The sequence below is a fragment of the Oceanicaulis sp. genome (assembly GCF_965249665.1).
GTDB lineage: Bacteria > Pseudomonadota > Alphaproteobacteria > Caulobacterales > Maricaulaceae > Oceanicaulis.
In genome coordinates this window covers 2,762,911-2,779,833 of the sequence record NZ_OZ252247.1, presented here as the reverse complement: position 1 = coordinate 2,779,833, position 16,923 = coordinate 2,762,911, and the positions used below count along the sequence as shown (strand labels likewise).

The window sequence follows — 16,923 nt, the reverse complement described above, 5'->3', positions numbered from 1 at the left end:
GCCTGTTTGGAGCCCTGAGATGACCGACACCGCGCCTTCATCCTCCAGATCCGGAACTGATGTGGAGGGGATGATGGCCTCTCCGGATCGATTCCTTAATCGTGAGCTCTCCTGGCTTCAGTTTAACTGGCGGGTCATCGAGGAGGCGCGCAATCCGCGCCATCCGGTGCTTGAGCGCCTGCGCTTTCTGTCGATCTCGGCCAGCAATCTCGATGAGTTCTATATGGTGCGCGTGGCGGGCCTGCGCGCCCAGTTGCGCAATGGCATGGACCGTCCCGGCATGGATGGGTGCACGCCGGCGCAGCAGCTCGACCAGATCAATGACGCCGCTACGGCTCTGATGTCGGCCCAGCAAGATACCTGGCGTGAACTGCAGGACCTGTTGGCCGAGCAGGGCGTGGAGCTTGTGGATGAGCAAACGCTGACAGCGAAAGAGCGCGAATGGCTTCGCGATGACTTTCTGGCGCACACCCTGCCGGTGATCACGCCGCTGGCGATTGATCCTGCGCACCCGTTCCCGTTCATTCCCAATCTCGGCTTTGCGCTGATGCTCAAGCTCAAACGGCAACGCGACGGCCGGATCATGAACGCGCTCTTGCCGATGCCCGCCGGGGTGAAGCGGTTTATCGAGATCCCGACCGAGCGAGTGGACGAGCACGGACGTCCGGTCAAACGCTTCATCGCGCTTGAAACCATTCTGATCTTGTTCATGGACGCGCTGTTCCCCGGCTTTGACCTGGTCGGCAAAGGCGCGTTCCGCATCATCCGTGACAGCGATATCGAGATCGAAGAAGAAGCTGAAGACCTGGTGCGCGAGTTTGAAGCGCTTCTCAAACAACGCCGCCGCGGCGTGCTGGTGCGCTTGAAGATTGAAGCCGGCATGCCTGAAGAGCTGCGCCGCTTCATCACCCAGCAATTGCACGCGGAAAAACAGGATGTGCAACTGGTGGACGGTCTTCTGGGCATGGCGCAGCTGAGCCAGATGATCCCTGATGAGCGGCCCGAGCTGAAGTTTGATCCCTATGAGCCGCGCTTTCCCGAGCGCATCAAGGATCATGGCGGGGATGTGTTCGCGGCGATCCGGGCGAAAGACCTGATCGTCCATCACCCTTATGAAAGCTTCGATGTAGTGGTGGAGTTCCTGCGTCAGGCGGCGCGCGATCCCGACGTCATCACGATCAAGCAAACGCTCTACCGCACCTCCAAGGATTCACCGATCATCGCGGCGCTGATCGAAGCGGCGGAGGCGGGCAAGAACGTCACCGCCCTGGTTGAGCTGAAAGCGCGCTTTGATGAGGAAGCGAATCTGCGCTGGGCGCGCGATCTGGAACGCGCCGGCGTGCAGGTCGTTTATGGCTTTATCGAGTACAAGACCCACGCCAAAATCTCGCTGGTGGTGCGCCGCGAAGGTGCGGACCTGCGCAGCTACGCCCATTTCGGCACCGGCAATTACCACCCGATCACGGCGCGCATTTACACGGATCTGTCTTTGTTCACCGCCGATCCCGCCTTTGGCCGGGATGCGGGCCGGATCTTCAACTATGTCACCGGCTACGCCCGGCCCCAACAGCTGGAAAAGCTGGTGATCAGCCCGATCAACATGCTCGAATTCATCTGCGAGAAAATCGACCGCGAGATCGAGAACGCCAAGGCGGGCAAGCCGGCCGGGGTGTGGGCGAAGATGAACTCGCTGGTCCATCCGCGTGTTATCGACAAGCTCTATGAAGCCAGCCAGGCCGGGGTCAGGTGCGAGCTGATCATGCGCGGTATTTGCTGTCTGAAGCCGGGCGTGCCGGGCCTGTCTGAAAATATTCGCGTCAAATCCATCGTCGGCCGTTTTCTCGAGCATTCACGGATCGCTTGCTTCGCCAATGGAGCGCCCATGCCCAGCCCGCAGGCGGAGATCTATATCTCCTCCGCGGACTGGATGCCGCGCAATCTGGACCGGCGGATCGAAACCTTGTGTCCGATCGAAAACCCCACCGTGCACAGACAAGTGCTTGACCAGATCATGGTCGCCAATCTCAATGACGAGACCCAGAGCTGGTATATGAACGCTGACGGCTCGTATACGCGCTTTGATACGGACGGCGTGGAAGAGCCGTTCTCGGCGCACGCCTATTTCATGACCAATCCCTCCCTGTCGGGCCGGGGCGAAGCGCTCAAACGCGATCAGCCGCCCGCCTTTCCCCATGTGGGTCCACGCGACTGATGGGCGTCCGTGACATTTTTGGCTTCGGCGGCGCCGAGCCTCAGCTCAAGGGTCGCGACGTTGCGGTGATTGATGTGGGCTCGAACTCGGTGCGCATGGTGCAGTACCGGGTTGAAGGGCGGATGCTCTGGCCGGTGTTCAATGAAAAGACCATGGCCGGACTTGGCGGCGGCGTCGCGGAGACTGGGCGGCTGAACCCTGAGGGCGTCGAGGCCGCTTTACGTACGCTCAAGCGCTTTACCCAGCTTTTGGACGCCAAGGGCGTCAGCACGCGCGGCGCGGTGGCGACAGCCGCTGTACGCGAAAGTTCAGACGGGCCGGACTTTGTCCAGAGGGTGCGCGACGAGACAGGCCTGATCATTGACGTGCTCAGTGGCGAAGAAGAGGGGCGCTACTCCGCGCTAGGCGTTTTGGCCGGGGTGGGTGATGCGTGGGGCGTCACAGGCGATCTTGGCGGCTCGAGCCTGGAGCTGACAGGACTTGAAGGGCGCAAAACGCTGTCTGCGGTTTCGCTGCCTTTGGGGCCGCTCGCCGTGAATGCGGCCCGTCACATGGCGGCGGATCTGCGCAATCATGTGGACGAGCAGTTGGCTCAGGCCCGCTCACTTTTGAAGGATGAAGGCGACACGTTTTACGCCGTTGGCGGCGCATGGCGCTCCTTCGCTAACCTCTCCATGACCTTGCGCAATTATCCGTTGCGCCTGCTGCATGAATACGAAATGACGCCCGAGCAGGTGCGCAAAGCCGTCGATTTCGCTATGAGTCAGAGCGAAAGCTCGCTGGCTTCAGTGCCGGGCGTGGCCGCCAAACGGGCGGCGAGTTTACCCTACGCCGCCATGCTGCTCGACCGGGTGATGAAAGCGGGCGAGTTTTCCCGTGTGGTCTTTTCCGCCAACGGCCTGCGCGAAGGCGTGGTGTGCGTCAGCGATCTGAGTCTGGTGGAAGAGGGCGATCCGCTGTTGAGCGGTACGGAGGCGATGGCCCATTCCGCCTCTCCCGAGCCTGGATTCGGGCTGGCGCTTGCTGACTGGCTGGAGCCCGCTTTTGAGGGCGAGGCTGTCATATTCAGCACTGTTCGGGACATACGTTTGCGCGCGGCGGCGGCGCGACTGTGCGATATTGGCGCGCGCCTGCACCCGGACCACCGCGGCGATCTGGCCTTCACGCAGGTCCTCTATGCGCCCATTGGCGGGCTGAGCCATGATGAGCGTGCGTTTCTCGCGCTCTGTCTGCACCATCGCTATGAGGGAAAATCCGCCCGCTCTGAAGACTGTGTCTCAAGCCAGCTTCTGACCGAAGAGCAGCGAGCCGCGGCGATGCGGATTGGGCTCGGTCTGCGCTTTGGCGCCGCCTTGTCGGGGCGGACTGCGAAACTGCTGAAGTCTTTCAACCTGTCGCGCTGTGCTGAGGGGTTGCTGATTACGGCGCGCCCGGAAACCGAGGACCTGATCGTCGAGCGGGCCTGGAAACGCTTCGAACAGTTTTGCAGCGCGATGGATCAAAAGCCTATCATGATCAGATAGGGGCGCCAGCCGATGATGCGCTGACCGCCTTGGCATGTGATATTGGTCAGTGAGAGGACGTATCTTGGAATTGCTTTCTTTTATCGTCCTGGCGACCGGGATGGTGGTGCTGACCACGTCCATTCACCTGGGAGGCCTGGCGGCGTTGATCGCATTGATGCGCTGGCGGGAAGGGCATTCCAACCATGTCACCTCCGCCTGGTGGCAGATGGCGCTGATCCTGGGCGTGGTGCAGGGCTTGTTCCTTCTGCACGCGGTCCAGATCTGGGTGTACGCGGCGCTGTACCGACTGGGCGGCGTGGTCGAAACCTTTGAGGAAGCTTTGTATTTCTCAACCTCCACCTTCACCACGGTGGGGTATGGCGACATCGTGCTGGAGCCGGGCTGGCGGGTGCTGGCGGGGATTGAAAGCGCGAACGGGTTTCTGCTTCTGGGCTGGTCGACGGCCTTCTTGCTGCAAGTGGTCAGCCGTCTGCGCTCGGTGGAGTTTCGCTGGCTGGAGCGGCGGGAGGACGAGGCGGAATTGTTTGAAACCCGCAAGGCGAGCCAGTCTGACGACGCGGATCGCAACCGCTAGCATCTCCTCCGACTTGCCCCCGTGCTCCGCAGCGCGCTAAACCGTGTGCACATTTCAGAAAGTTCGACAGGACCGGGCATGTTCAACAAGATCCTCATCGCCAACCGCGGCGAAATTGCTGTGCGCGTCATCAAGACCTGCAAGCGGTTGGGCATTCCCACCGTGGCGGTCTATTCCGAGGCAGATGCAGATACTTTGGCCGTGGAAATGGCGGATGAGGCGGTCTTCATCGGGCCGCCGGCGCCGGGCGAGTCCTATCTTGTCATGGACAAGATCATTCAGGCTTGCCTCGACACTGGTGCGGACGCCGTCCATCCCGGCTTCGGCTTTCTGTCCGAAAATGCGGCGTTCCCCAAGGCGCTGGCGGAAAAGAATATCGCCTGGATCGGGCCGAACCCGCACGCCATCTCGGCTATGGGCGACAAGCTGGAATCCAAGAAACTCGCGGCTGAAGCGGGCGTCAGCACCGTTCCCGGCTTCAAAGGCGAGATCGAGGACGACCAGCAGGCCGTCGAGGTGGCGGGCGATATTGGCTATCCGGTGATGATCAAGGCGTCAGCCGGCGGCGGCGGCAAGGGCATGCGCATCGCGCGCTCTGAGGCCGAAGTTCGCGAAGGCTTCAAGGCGGCCCGGAATGAAGCGAAATCCTCGTTCGGCGATGACCGCATCCTGATTGAGAAATTCGTCGAGAAGCCGCGCCATATCGAAATCCAGGTTCTGGGCGACAAGCATGGCAATGTGGTGCATCTCAATGAGCGTGAATGCTCGGTGCAACGTCGCAATCAAAAAGTGCTGGAAGAGGCGCCGTCGCCCTTCCTTGACCCCGAAACCCGCAAGAAGATGGGCGATCAGGCTGTCGCTCTCTCAAAAGCGGTGGACTATGACAGCGCCGGCACGGTGGAGTTCATCGTCGACCCGGATCGCAATTTCTACTTCCTGGAAATGAACACCCGCCTGCAGGTGGAGCATCCGGTCACCGAGCTGACTCACGAGATCGACCTTGTGGAACAGATGATCCGTGTGGCCGCTGGCGAAAAGCTGGGCTTCAAGCAATCCGACATGCAGATCAAGGGCTGGGCGGTGGAAGCGCGCCTGTACGCTGAAGATCCTTACCGCGGCTTCCTGCCGTCGATCGGCCGTCTCAAGCATTATGTCGAACCGTTGGAAGGCCCGATCGGCAACGGCGCGTTGCGCATTGATTCCGGCGTGCGCGAGGGCGATGAAATCTCGATGTTCTATGATCCGATGATCGCCAAGGTGATCGGATATGGCGACAATCGCGACGCGGCTATCGACGCTTTGTCAGAAACCCTCGACCGTTTGTATGTGGACGGGCTGCAGTCCAATGCGCCTTTCCTGTCAGCCGTGTTGGACGAGGCGGATTTCAAGGCCGGTCGCATCCATACTGGCTATATCGACGAGCATTTCCCTGAAGGCTTCAACGGCACCGCGCCGACCGAGTTCCAGCTCAAGAGCCTGTGCGCCACCGCAGCCTTTATCCACACGGTGTTCATAGAGCGCGCGGCGCGCGTCTCTGGCCGGATCACCCCGCTGCCTGAAGAAGGGCTCGCCCATGAATGGGTGGTGATCTTGAATGACCAGCGTTTCCCGGTGGAGCTGCGCATCCCTGAAGGGGCGATGGATCTGGATGAGGCGGGGGCCGAGCTTTGGGCGCCGGGCCTGATCGCGGAGCCGGTGGTTCTGACCACCAGCTGGAAGCCCGGCGATCACATGTTTGAAGGCACGCTGGACGGCAAGGATTTCGCTGTCTTCGTCGCTGACCGCACCGAAGGCTACAAGCTGCGCCATCGCGGCTATCAGGCTGATGCGCTGGTGTGCACGCCGCGCATCGCCGAACTGCATGCCCGCCTGCCGGAAAAAGAGCCGGTGGACACCGCCAAGCTGATCACCAGCCCGATGCCGGGCCTGGTCGTCTCCATCGCGGTCGAGGTTGGCCAGGAGGTCAAGGCGGGTGAAGCCTTGATGGTGGTCGAGGCCATGAAAATGGAAAATGTGCTCCGCGCGGAACTCGACGGCGTCATCAAGTCGGTCAATTGCGCCGCGGGCGCTTCAGTCGCCGCCGACGAACTTTTGATCGAGTTCGACTAAAGTTTTTATACAGGCCGTTTCAGAACGCTGCAGTCTTGAGGGCTGCAGCGTTTTTTTGTCAGTTTGCTTACCCGATAACTTACCCAGACTTCATTTGACGTCAGCCGTGCTGCGCAGGCAGACTGAGCCTGTAAAGTAACGGAGACTTGGATGAATCTCGGTCATACCCTGTTCAGCCCTAACGGTCGCAGCACCCAGAATGAGTACTGGCTGGGCATGCTGATCGTCGTTCTTGGCAACCTGTTTCTCGCGCCCTTGCCGGTGATCGGCGCCATCTTCTGGATCGGTCTGATCTATGTCGGCGCTGTGGTGTCCGCCAAGCGGCTGCATGATGCGGGCAAGACGGGATGGATTCATCTTATTCCTTGGGTCATTTCACTGTCTTTGATGGGATTTGGCGTTGTGGCCGCAGGGGGCGCCGCGCTCGTGCCTGTCCTGGACATGGTCGGCACGCCGGGGGGCTGGGAAATGCTGGAATCGGGAGATTTGTCTCCGAAAGCGACGGCCCAGCTGGTCAGTGGCGGATTGCTGGCGGCGGGCGGCCTGCTGCTCTTCTGGTCGCTCTCTGCGCTGACCTGGGTGGTGTACACGATCTGGGTGGGCGTTCTGAGCTCGGATCAGGACGATAATATTTACGGACCTGCGCCGCGTCAGGCCGTCTACGCCCAAGCCGCAACCCGTTCAGCCGGCGCGCCCCCGGCTGAGGGCTGATCCGGTTTCTCTTGACGCAAGTCGCCGAACAGCGAACGCTGCCTATACGCGTATCTCTACATCAAAGCCTGGGGACATCATGGATATTGGAAATCTGCTGTTCAATCCGAATGGCCGAATTGGCCAGAAAGACTTCTGGATTGGCGTTGCGATCATATTTGGCGGCAATTTGCTGCTGACATGGATCCCGTTTCTCGGAACCTTGATCTGGCTGGGTCTGCTCTGGGTGGGCGTCGCGGTTTATGGCAAGCGTCTGCACGATGCGGGCAATAGCGCCTGGTTGCATGCTGTGCCTTGGGGCGTCTCAATTCTGCTGGGGGTGATCGGCTCGATCATGCTGGGTGGTGTGTTCATCGCCGCAATGGCGGGCGAGGGCGATGTCAATATGGGCGCGTTGATCGCTGGCGGCGGCATGGCCAGCGTCTTTTTCCTGCTCAGCACGCTTGTCTGGGTTGCCTACACGATCTGGGTGGGGGTTCTCAAAAGCGACGCAGGCGCAAACGCCTACGGTCCAGCTCCGGTGATTGATGCGGCGGCAGCGCCGATTGAACCGGCCGCGTCGGCGGATGCGCCGACGGGTGCAGAGACGGGCGAATCCAAAGAGTGATGTGAAAGGTCGGCCAGCCATCAGGGCTGATCGACAGGGGAAATGACGGAGGGCGTCCCATGAGTTTGATGAGTGTTCTTTTTGCGCCGAACGGGCGCATCAGTCCAAGCCAGTTCCAGACCGGCGCCTTGGTGCTTCTGGGGATCGGTTTCGTGATGGCCTTGCTGTCACTGACCGGTAACACCGCCATGATGGGGGTGCAGACTCTGGTGGGATTGGTTTTGATTTATCCCTGGGTCGTACTGTGGCGCAAACGCTTGCATGACAGCGGAAAATCAGGCTGGTTTCTGTTGCTGATCATCCTGGTCTGGTTCATTCTCAGCATGATTGTCGGCCAGGTCGTCACCATGATGTTCGCGGGCGACATGATGCAGGCCATGGAAGACGTCACCGGCTTCTCCCAGATGATGCAGGCTCAGGCTCAGCTCGCCCAGGAGCTGGCCCTGCCCAATGCGATCTCGTCGCTGGTCGTCGGTCTGATTGTGGTGTTTGGCGCCAACGCCATTCTGAAGTCCGATCCGCAGGAAAACCGCTATGGTCCGCCTCCGGGGGGCGAGGGCGCTGCGGCTCCGATGGGCGCCCCGACCGAAGCGCCTGCTCAAGCTCCGATCGACTCACCGACGGATGCGACGGTCGACGCGCCGTCCGACGACACCGATCAGAAGACCTGAACTTGATCGCCCTGCGACGCAGGGCGGGCTTGCAATACACGCGCGCTCCGTATCATACCGGGGCGCGCGTTTATTTTGTGAGGAGCCGGCGTGACCCAACCCAGTTTTGATCTGAAGACGGCGTTCATGCCGGTCTTTCGCTCCACCGAGGACGAGTTCTGGATCGGGCTGGGCGTGATCGCGGCGCTCGACGCCTTGCGCATCAGCTTTTCACCGGCTGCAGGCGTCCTGTCCTGGCTGGTCATCGCCTTTTTCGTCAGCACGGTGTTCATCAACCGTTATCGCGCGCTAGGCAAACCCACAGCGCTGGCTTTGGCGGCGCTCGCTGGCGCCACCGTGATCAAGATCATTACCGGCCTCTTCGGTATGGCGATGCGCGCTTACCCTGAATTTGTCAGCTTTCTTGAGAGTCAGGGCGTGAATATGGAAGACCCTGCCGCGGTGCAGGCGGCGGCCTATGATCCCGCGATCCAGCAAGCCTATCAGGAGCGGCTGACGTCGGACCCCGAGTTCGCCATAACGATCCTCCACGCCGGCGCCTGGCCGTCCATGTGGGGGTTCTGGCTGGTGCTGGCGGCGGTGGGATACTGGACGGCGCGCAACACGGTGAAAGGCTAGACGGGCGGCTGCTCTGAATGGGTGGCGCCGAACACCTCTTCAAAGGCGCGCTTGAGCGCAAGATCGGCGTCGTCCATCGTCACCGGCAATCCCAGGTCCACAAGGCTCGTCACCCCGTAACGCGCATCAGAAATGCCGCAAGGAGTGATGCCGCCAAAGTGCGACAGGTCCGGCTCAACATTCAGCGCAATGCCGTGAAACGACACCCAGCGGCGCAGACGGATGCCAATGGCGGCGATCTTGTCCTCGCGCTCAGGTCCGCCGGGCTGGGTGCGGTCCACCCACACGCCGACACGTCCGCAGCGCCGCTCGCCGGTGACGTTGAAGCTGTCCAGCGTTGCGATGATCCATTGCTCCAGATCGCGCACGAATTGTCGCGCGTCACGGCCGCGTGTTCGCAGATCCAGCATGACATAGGCCACGCGCTGTCCGGGGCCGTGATAGGTGTATTCGCCACCGCGCCCGGTCTTGTGGACCGGGAAGCGCTCAGGGTCTTGCAGGTCTTCAGGTTTCGCGCTTGTGCCAGCGGTATAGAGCGGGTCGTGTTCGAGAAGCCAGATCAGCTCGCCCGCTTCCCCTTTCGCGATGGCTTCGGCGCGCGCCTCCATGGCGGCCACGGCGTCAGAATAGGGGATAGAGGTCTCAGAGACCGCCCAGCCGATGGTGGCGTCTGTCATGATCTTGCAGGCCTTTAACTGTCGAGAAACCGTAGCGGAACATCGTGAGGCTGAACGCGCATGACAAGGGTTATGCGCCCCAGAGCAACAGTGATGCACGTTTCATGAGCCAATTAGGCGCCGTTCAGGTCGAAATCTCCGTGCTGTTGGGCCGGTCCAAGCTGCCGATTCACCAATTCCTGCGCATGGGCCGGGGTGCGGTGATTCCCCTGGACGCCGCCGAGCATGACGAAGTGTGGATACTGGCCAATAATCATCCGATCGCGCGCGGAGAAATCATCATCCAGGGCGACCGGGTGGCGGTCTCAATCACGGATGCGGCGGACGTTCATGACTATTTCGCTGCATAAGCACCTCACATAAGGGCTTCACAAGCGGGTCGGGGGTTGGTACATGCCCGCTTCCCAATTCGCGGCCGTGGCGGAATTGGTAGACGCGCAGCGTTGAGGTCGCTGTGGGGTAAAACCCGTGGAAGTTCGAGTCTTCTCGGCCGCACCATATTCGCGCTTTCTTCAAGCGCTGACAGACAAGCCTGACGCTGACGCGTCAGGCTTTTTTGTTTTTTCGCGACAACAGCACGCGCCATCTCGATTTCGTCGGCGCCCGCGACTATCGTGTCTTACGCATTGCACCCCATTCCAGAAAAACGCGAGACGCCATGACGCAACCGGTTGAAGAGCTGCACCGTGACGATGTGACGACCGGTATGGATTTGCCTGAAGGGGTGCTTGTCGAACTGATCGGCGCGATCGCGGATCGCGACCCCACCTTGATCCGACAATTGCTCGCGCCGCTGCACCCGGCGGATATTGCGGACCTGATCGAGCAGCTTAGCTGGGACCAGCAGCGTCTGCTCGCTGAACTCGACGCGTCTTTGCTCACCGGCGAAGTGTTGGCCGAGATCGGCTATGATACTCGCGCGGGGCTGTTTGACCTTTTAGAGACCCAGCAGATCGTCGACGCGCTTGACGGTCTCGATTCCGATGACAAGACCATGGTCGTCGAGGAGCTCGAGCCGGAAGTGCGTGACGCGGTTTTGGCCGCCGTCTCCGCCGAAGATCGCGAGCATCTGGAAGCCTCACTCGCTTTTGAGGAAGAAACCGCCGGTCGCCTGATGCAGCGCGAGTTCGTCGCTGCGCCGTCCTTCTGGACGGTAGGTCACACGATCGACCATATGCGGCTTGCGGGCGAAGAGCTGCCCGACCTCTTTTTCGAGGTCTTTATCGTGGATGAAGGCTTCCGGCCCATTGGCGCGGTGCCCGTAAGCCGCCTCATGCGCTCGCAACGCCAGACTCCTCTGTCCGAACTGATGGCCCCGGCGAAGATTACGATCCGGCCTGAGGACGATCAGGAGGATGCGGCCTATCTTTTTGAGAAATATCACCTGATCTCGGCGCCCGTCGTGGATGATTCGGGGCGCTTGAAAGGCATGCTGACAGTCGACGACATGGTCGACGTTATTCAGGAAGAGAACAAGGAAGACCTGCTGGCGCTGGCCGGGGTGAATGAAGCTGGCCTGGCCGACACGGTCTGGGAGTCGGTGAAGTCACGTGCGCCCTGGTTGCTCGTCAATCTGGGCACGGCGGTGCTGGCTTCGCTTGTGATCGCCCTGTTTGATCAGGCCATCGCCCAGCTGGTGGCGCTGGCGGTGCTGATGCCGATTGTCGCCTCCATGGGCGGAAACGCTGGCACGCAATCGCTCGCGGTCGCCGTGCGCGCGCTCGCCACACGCGATCTCACCGGCGCGAACTCGCTCCGGTTCGTCTGGCGTGAAGCGGCGGCGGGTCTGGTGAACGGCCTGATCTTCGCTGTTGTGATGGGGATCATTGCCGCCGTCTGGTTCCAGGAACCCGATCTGGGCTGGGTGATCGCAGTGGCCATGGTGATCAATCTCGGTGTCGCGGGTCTGTCAGGGGTTCTGGTGCCTTTGGGGCTTAAGCATTTCGGCGCCGACCCGGCGGTCGCCTCATCCGTTTTCGTCACAACGGTGACAGACGTGGTGGGATTTGTCGTGTTTTTGGGCCTGGGCGCCCTTGTTCTGCTTTAATCTCGCGCGACCTGTAGGCAGACTGTGATCCTGAGGGAGGCCTTCGCCATGAACCATGCCGCTCTGGCTGTATTGATCGCACTTGCGGGCGCCTCACCTTTGGCCGCCCAGGAAACGGGCGGGCAAACGCCGGTTTTTGACAGCGGGTTGCGCCTGTCAGGTCCATGGGCGATCGGGCCGCGTCTGGATCAGGCGCGCGCCGGACTGTCTGCGACGGTGCTGGACGGCCGGATCTATGCTGCCGGGGGCGCCGGTCTGGCCAATCCGCGCGACGCTTTGGAGGTCTATGATCCAGAAAGCGGCGCCTGGCGCGTACTCAAACCCATGCCGGTCGGGCTGGAGCGCTTTGGCATGGCTGTGCTGGACGGCAAAATCTATGTGGCGGGCGGGTATTCGTCCGAAGCTGGCGCAGAGCCGATCGACCAGGTCTGGTCCTATGATCCCGAGACCGATGCGTGGAGCGCGGAGACCGCGTTACCCGGCGCCAAGGCGAGCCTGTCTCTGGTTTCTGTGAATGACCAGCTTTACGCCCTGGGTGGCGAAGACGGCGCGCCGGGCCTGTTTGTCTACGACCCTGAAACCCAGAGCTGGAACGCGGCGGAAGCGCCCGACGAGATCAATCGCCGGGGCGCGGCGGCTGTTGTGGTTGAGGATGAAATTTGGCTGATCGGCGGCGCCCGCAACGGTCAGGCGACATCGCGCGTGGATGTTTACCATACACTGTCTCAAACTTGGCGCCGCGCCCCGGATCTGCCTGAACCCCGGGCCGGTCATGCCGCCGCGATGCTGGGGGGCGCTGTTCATGTGTTTGGCGGTCGTAGCGCAGACATGCGGCAAACCCTCGCCAGCCATGTCGCACTGAACGCAGGGTCTGAGACCTGGGAGCGCCTCTCTGACATGCCCGCCGCCCGCACGGAAGCAGGGGTGGTCAGCGTTAACGGCGCAATCTGGTTAATTGGCGGCGGATCGGGCGCAGGCTTTTTTGCACCCTTTACGGCTTTGGATGCGGTGGACATTTTCTCGACCTCAGAGCGCTGACGGTCCTGAGTTTGCATCGCGCTTCATGACTGAAGATCCAACCGTTTCGAAACGGGACAGCGATGACACCGCGTTTGAAATCGACCCGCGCCGCGCGCGACCTGATCAAGGCTCACGAGCCCTTCCTTGCAGAGGCTGAACGGCGTGGAAAACGCTGGACAGTCGGCTATGGCCATACCGCGTCCGCCAAAGAGGGCGTGACGCTCAAGCCCGAAGACGCTGAACTGCTGCTGATCTATGACGTCATGCGCGCCGAGCAGACCATTGATGCGAGCGTTGGCGCAGAGATGGCGGCGCCCATGCGCGATGCGCTTGTGTCCTTCGCTCTCTCGGTGGGATTACGCGCGTTCAAGGTGTCTGATGTCGCGCGTCTGGCGCGGGCCGGACGCCATCGCGACGCCGCCGCCGCAATTGAAACCTGGGTGCGCGCCGATCAGGATGGCCGACTTGTCGTCTCTGAGCGTCTGGTCACTCGGCGTGCGGCGGAGAAGGCGCTTTATCTGTCGGGGCTGGAAGACAGCGCTGCCAGGGTTGATGGGCCGTCTCTGGGGGCTGAATCCGAGAAGACCCCGGAGGTGGCGTCAGACATCGCAGCTGAAGCGCCAGCTGACGAGCCCGCCGCTGAAGCCGCGCCGCCTGAGCCCGCGATTGATGCGCCTGTTCAGGACGAGGCTGAGCCTGAATCCGCGCCGCTCGATGACGAACAGGCAGACGCTGAGCCTGAAGACGCCCACGATGTGTCCACTGGATTGGTTGAACTCGATATCGTTTTTGAAACGCCGGATGACGAGACGGTGGGGGACAACCGTGCAGAGCCGCAAGTCGCTTCGCCGGGTCTCGACGTCGCTGCCGAACGGGGCGAAGACGAGGGCGAGGATGCGCCGCACGACGAGCCCGAGACTGTCTCAGAGACGGTTGAGCTTGAGACAATAGAGCCTGAGGAGGGTGAGGCGGAGGCGTCAGACGCCGACCCTGACGAGGTTGAAGCGCTGAGCGAACCGGCGGAAGCGCCGACGCAGGCTGACGCTGCACCTGAGACGATGGAAACGCCTGAGGCGCCCGCAGCGGATGACCCTCAGTCTGATCAGGATTCGGTGAAACAGGCGCAGGACGCCTCCATCGCCGCTGTGATGGCGCGCATGGCCCAGCAGGTCTCCGCCAGCATTGCGACGGCTCCAGCGTCAACGCAGGCGGATGATCCCGTCAAGCTTGGCTACAGCTTCCTGTCCACGGCTCATGTGGATATGGCCAAACCCTCGCTTCCTGCCGATGCGAAAGAGATCGCTCAGCCTGAGGCGCCGCAGGAAGATGTGCGCGCCAAACCGAATAGCCTGTTCAGCAGCCCGGCCGTGCCCATGGGGCCGTATCACGGCGCATTGCAGGTCTCATCGATCAAAGTGACCGCCATTGCGCCCGAAGCCCTGCCGCAAGGCTCAGACGCGCAAGACATGGACGCCGGCGAGGACGCTGGCAGTGTTCAGGTGGCAGCGCCATTGTCTGATTCAGATGATGCGATTGCAGTGGAAATTCCGACGGATGAGGACGCTGCGCCTGAACCTCTGACGGCGTCTCATGACGCACCCAACGGTGCTGAGGTGTTCTCTGCGCCGCCGCATCCTGCGCTTGCGCCGGCGTCCGCGCCGGGCCTGTCGGGTGATGTGGAAGGCCCTGATCATCCGGACAAGGATGTCGAAGACCCGCATCATGACCTTCATGAGGACGGCGAAGAGCTCGATCCCACGGTGGTGGCCGGGACCGAAGCGCCTGTGGCGTCAGAAGCTGAGGCGATCCAGTCAAAAGGCGGGGATGTGATGTTTATCTCTTCGCTGGCGGTTGGCGGCGCGATGGTGGGCCTGGGCGGCTGGGACATTGCCGCGAATATGGACGCTTATATGGAGTTGGGGCTGTCCTATTCGCCGCTTGGGCCGATTGTGTTCGGCGCTGGCGTCTTGCTCAGCGCGGCGTCGGCCTGGTTCATTATCGGTCGACGCAACGAGAAATAGCGCCGCGCGCCTGAATTGGCGAGATTTGTGCGAACTTGACGCGCGGCCCGCGCGTGGTATCTCGCGGTCTATGATTTCGAACCAGTATCCTTCGCTCGAGTTCCCTCTGGGCGACACCGCGGACATGCTGCGCGATACCGTGCAGTCGTTCGCGTCCGACCATATCGCTCCGCGCGCCGCTGAAATCGACGCCAAGGACGAGTTTCCCGCCGACCTCTGGACCAAGATGGGTGAACTGGGCCTTCTGGGCCTCACCGTCGAGGAAGAATATGGCGGGTCCGGGCTGGGCTACACTGAACATTGCATCGTCATGGAAGAGATCTCCCGGGCCAGCGCCTCGGTGGGGCTCAGCTATGGCGCGCACTCCAATCTGTGCGTGAACCAGATCCGCCTGAACGGCTCTGAAGCGCAAAAGCAGAAATATTTGCCCAAGCTGATCTCCGGCGAACATGTCGGCGCTCTGGCCATGTCTGAGCCGGGCGCGGGGTCTGATGTCGTCTCTATGCGTCTGAAAGCTATCAAGAAGGGCGATCATTACGTCCTCAATGGCAACAAGATGTGGATCACGAACGGCCCCAGCGCGGACACGCTGGTGGTTTACGCCAAGACCGATCCGGAAGGGGGCTCCAAGGGGATCACAGCCTTCCTGATCGAGAAGGGCATGAAGGGCTTCTCCATCGCCCAGAAGCTCGACAAGCTGGGAATGCGCGGCTCTGAAACCGGCGAGCTGGTGTTTGAAGACTGCGAAGTGCCCGAAGAGAATATTCTGGGTCAGATCGGCGGCGGCGTGCGCGTGCTGATGAGCGGTCTCGATTATGAGCGTTCGGTGCTGGCGGCAGGCCCGGTGGGCATCATGCAGGCCTGCCTCGACGTGGTCATGCCGTACGTCCACGAGCGCAAACAGTTCGGCCAGCCCATTGGCGAGTTCCAGCTCATTCAGGGCAAGATCGCGGACATGTACACCCGCATGAACGCCAGCCGCGCTTATGTCTATGCAGTGGCTCAGGCGTGCGACGCCAAGAAGACCACCCGTCAGGACGCCGCCGGCGCCATTCTGTTCGCGGCTGAAGCGGCGACCCAGTGCGCGCTTGACGCCATCCAGATCCTGGGCGGCAACGGCTATATCAATGAATACCCGACGGGCCGCCTGCTGCGCGACGCCAAGCTCTATGAAATTGGCGCGGGCACCAGCGAGGTGCGCCGCATGCTGATCGGCCGCGAGCTCTTTAATGCAACCAAATAGGGTATGGGGCGTTGTTCTCCTGTCGAAGGATACGACGCTCCCCTGACCTTAGAGCCCGCGCTTTGGCGCGGGCTTTTTTTATGCATTGAAGGTGATGTGAATGGCTGACACCAAACTGGCGCCGCCCGCCCGTTATGACGATCTCAAGGCGCTTTTTATCAACTGTACGCTGAAACGCTCGCCCGAGCCCTCGCATACCGACACTTTAATGGATGTGAACCGCGCCATCATGAAATCCCAAGGCGTCAGCGTTGAGAGCGTGCGTTTGGTGGATCACCAGATTGCCTTTGGCGTCCAGCCCGACATGACTGAACAGGGCTGGGACCGTGATGACTGGCCGAAAATCTGGAAGAAGGTCGAGGCCGCCGACATTCTGGTGATCGGCACCCCGCTCTGGCTGGGCGAGGAAAGCTCGGTTGCGCGGGTACTGATCGAACGGCTGTATGCGCATTCAGGACAGCGTCAGGACAATGGCCAGTTCGTGTTTTACGGCAAGACCGGCGGGTGCGTGATCACGGGCAATGAGGACGGGGTCAAGCACGCCGCCATGACCACCCATTTCGCGCTCTCACATATTGGCTACACCATTCCGCCTCAGGCGGATGTGGGGTGGATCGGCGAAGTGGGGCCAGGCCTGAGCTATGGCGATGAGGATGACAGCGGCGCGCCTGCAGGCTTTGACAACGCCTTCACACAGCGCAACGCCACGATCATGAGCTGGAACTTGTTGCACACCGCGCGAATGCTGAAAGATCAGGGCGGTTTCCCTGCCTTTGGCAATCAGAACGATGAGCGTTTGTCCAAGCAGCAACTCGGCCATCCTTTCTGGTCGCCAGACAGCTGAATCCGGCATAATCTCTCATACGCTCAGGTTGAGGGCGACCACC

At 61.4% G+C, this 16,923-nt stretch carries 15 protein-coding genes and 1 tRNA gene; 15 read left to right on the top strand and 1 reads right to left on the bottom strand.

All coding sequences use genetic code 11. From position 1 onward, the window contains the following. The first annotated feature begins 19 nt into the window (after positions 1-19). From ACP154_RS13385 to ACP154_RS13350, 8 genes are all read left to right on the top strand, one after another. On the top strand, positions 20-2,212 hold the full coding sequence (locus ACP154_RS13385; protein WP_421858329.1) for an RNA degradosome polyphosphate kinase: 2,193 nt from the start codon (positions 20-22) through the stop codon (positions 2,210-2,212). Beyond that, entirely contained in the window at positions 2,212-3,735 is a 1,524-nt protein-coding gene (locus ACP154_RS13380) for a Ppx/GppA family phosphatase (protein ID WP_421858332.1), read from the top strand. Before ACP154_RS13385 ends, ACP154_RS13380 begins: the two co-directional genes overlap by 1 nt. Positions 3,736-3,799: 64 nt before the next feature. Next, positions 3,800-4,312, top strand: coding sequence for a potassium channel family protein (locus ACP154_RS13375; protein WP_421858335.1), 513 nt, complete (start codon positions 3,800-3,802; stop codon positions 4,310-4,312). Positions 4,313-4,390: 78 nt separating this feature from the next. After that, positions 4,391-6,421: an acetyl-CoA carboxylase biotin carboxylase subunit gene (locus ACP154_RS13370; protein WP_421858337.1), complete on the top strand. Its 2,031-nt coding sequence runs from the start codon at positions 4,391-4,393 to the stop codon at positions 6,419-6,421. 150 nt (positions 6,422-6,571) lie between these two features. After that, positions 6,572-7,132 (top strand): DUF805 domain-containing protein, encoded by a 561-nt coding sequence (locus ACP154_RS13365; RefSeq protein ID WP_107713415.1) that lies wholly within the window; start codon positions 6,572-6,574, stop codon positions 7,130-7,132. Between the two features lie 79 nt (positions 7,133-7,211). Continuing rightward, entirely contained in the window at positions 7,212-7,739 is a 528-nt protein-coding gene (locus ACP154_RS13360) for a DUF805 domain-containing protein (RefSeq protein WP_421858340.1), read from the top strand. Between the two features lie 59 nt (positions 7,740-7,798). Further along, positions 7,799-8,410 (top strand): DUF805 domain-containing protein, encoded by a 612-nt coding sequence (locus ACP154_RS13355; protein WP_421858343.1) that lies wholly within the window; start codon positions 7,799-7,801, stop codon positions 8,408-8,410. Positions 8,411-8,500: 90 nt separating this feature from the next. Continuing rightward, positions 8,501-9,028: a hypothetical protein gene (locus ACP154_RS13350; RefSeq protein ID WP_107713412.1), complete on the top strand. Its 528-nt coding sequence runs from the start codon at positions 8,501-8,503 to the stop codon at positions 9,026-9,028. Here the strand turns inward: ACP154_RS13350 and lipB are convergent. After that, complete coding sequence (lipB, locus tag ACP154_RS13345; protein WP_421858347.1) at positions 9,025-9,705, bottom strand: lipoyl(octanoyl) transferase LipB; 681 nt, start codon at positions 9,703-9,705, stop codon at positions 9,025-9,027. The two genes, ACP154_RS13350 and lipB, sit on opposite strands and share 4 nt — an antisense overlap. A 104-nt stretch (positions 9,706-9,809) precedes the next feature. On the opposite strand from lipB, the gene ACP154_RS13340 reads away from it, so the two are divergent. The 7 genes from ACP154_RS13340 to ACP154_RS13310 all read left to right on the top strand — a co-directional run bounded on the left by ACP154_RS13340 (position 9,810) and on the right by ACP154_RS13310 (position 16,880). Continuing rightward, the gene (locus tag ACP154_RS13340) at positions 9,810-10,055 is read left to right on the top strand and encodes a FliM/FliN family flagellar motor switch protein (protein WP_028284815.1); all 246 of its coding nucleotides are present in this window, start codon (positions 9,810-9,812) and stop codon (positions 10,053-10,055) included. A 61-nt stretch (positions 10,056-10,116) separates the two neighbouring features. Further along, a tRNA-Leu gene (locus ACP154_RS13335) sits at positions 10,117-10,203 on the top strand. Between the two features lie 160 nt (positions 10,204-10,363). Then, positions 10,364-11,752, top strand: coding sequence for a magnesium transporter (mgtE, locus tag ACP154_RS13330; protein ID WP_421858352.1), 1,389 nt, complete (start codon positions 10,364-10,366; stop codon positions 11,750-11,752). A 48-nt stretch (positions 11,753-11,800) separates the two neighbouring features. Further along, the gene (locus ACP154_RS13325) at positions 11,801-12,790 is read left to right on the top strand and encodes a Kelch repeat-containing protein (RefSeq protein WP_421858355.1); all 990 of its coding nucleotides are present in this window, start codon (positions 11,801-11,803) and stop codon (positions 12,788-12,790) included. A 62-nt stretch (positions 12,791-12,852) separates the two neighbouring features. Next, positions 12,853-14,793, top strand: a complete 1,941-nt coding sequence (locus ACP154_RS13320; RefSeq protein WP_421858358.1) for a glycoside hydrolase family protein — start codon at positions 12,853-12,855, stop codon at positions 14,791-14,793. A 70-nt stretch (positions 14,794-14,863) separates the two neighbouring features. Beyond that, positions 14,864-16,036, top strand: a complete 1,173-nt coding sequence (locus ACP154_RS13315; RefSeq protein WP_107713408.1) for an isovaleryl-CoA dehydrogenase — start codon at positions 14,864-14,866, stop codon at positions 16,034-16,036. A gap of 100 nt (positions 16,037-16,136) precedes the next feature. Beyond that, the gene (locus ACP154_RS13310; protein ID WP_421858360.1) at positions 16,137-16,880 is read left to right on the top strand and encodes a flavodoxin family protein; all 744 of its coding nucleotides are present in this window, start codon (positions 16,137-16,139) and stop codon (positions 16,878-16,880) included. Positions 16,881-16,923: the final 43 nt, after the last annotated feature.

Excerpts from the sequence above, each read along its gene's own strand:
- ACP154_RS13355 (WP_421858343.1), top strand. The coding sequence starts at position 7,799 with ATGAGTTTGATGAGTGTTCTTTTTGCGCCGAACGGGCGCATCAGTCCA.
- ACP154_RS13315 (WP_107713408.1), top strand. The coding sequence starts at position 14,864 with ATGATTTCGAACCAGTATCCTTCGCTCGAGTTCCCTCTGGGCGACACC.
- ACP154_RS13370 (WP_421858337.1), top strand. The coding sequence starts at position 4,391 with ATGTTCAACAAGATCCTCATCGCCAACCGCGGCGAAATTGCTGTGCGC.
- ACP154_RS13325 (WP_421858355.1), top strand. The coding sequence starts at position 11,801 with ATGAACCATGCCGCTCTGGCTGTATTGATCGCACTTGCGGGCGCCTCA.
- ACP154_RS13320 (WP_421858358.1), top strand. The coding sequence starts at position 12,853 with ATGACACCGCGTTTGAAATCGACCCGCGCCGCGCGCGACCTGATCAAG.
- mgtE (WP_421858352.1), top strand. The coding sequence starts at position 10,364 with ATGACGCAACCGGTTGAAGAGCTGCACCGTGACGATGTGACGACCGGT.
- ACP154_RS13365 (WP_107713415.1), top strand. The coding sequence starts at position 6,572 with ATGAATCTCGGTCATACCCTGTTCAGCCCTAACGGTCGCAGCACCCAG.
- ACP154_RS13360 (WP_421858340.1), top strand. The coding sequence starts at position 7,212 with ATGGATATTGGAAATCTGCTGTTCAATCCGAATGGCCGAATTGGCCAG.
- lipB (WP_421858347.1), bottom strand. The coding sequence starts at position 9,705 with ATGACAGACGCCACCATCGGCTGGGCGGTCTCTGAGACCTCTATCCCC.
- ACP154_RS13310 (WP_421858360.1), top strand. The coding sequence starts at position 16,137 with ATGGCTGACACCAAACTGGCGCCGCCCGCCCGTTATGACGATCTCAAG.
- ACP154_RS13385 (WP_421858329.1), top strand. The coding sequence starts at position 20 with ATGACCGACACCGCGCCTTCATCCTCCAGATCCGGAACTGATGTGGAG.
- ACP154_RS13340 (WP_028284815.1), top strand. The coding sequence starts at position 9,810 with ATGAGCCAATTAGGCGCCGTTCAGGTCGAAATCTCCGTGCTGTTGGGC.
- ACP154_RS13380 (WP_421858332.1), top strand. The coding sequence starts at position 2,212 with ATGGGCGTCCGTGACATTTTTGGCTTCGGCGGCGCCGAGCCTCAGCTC.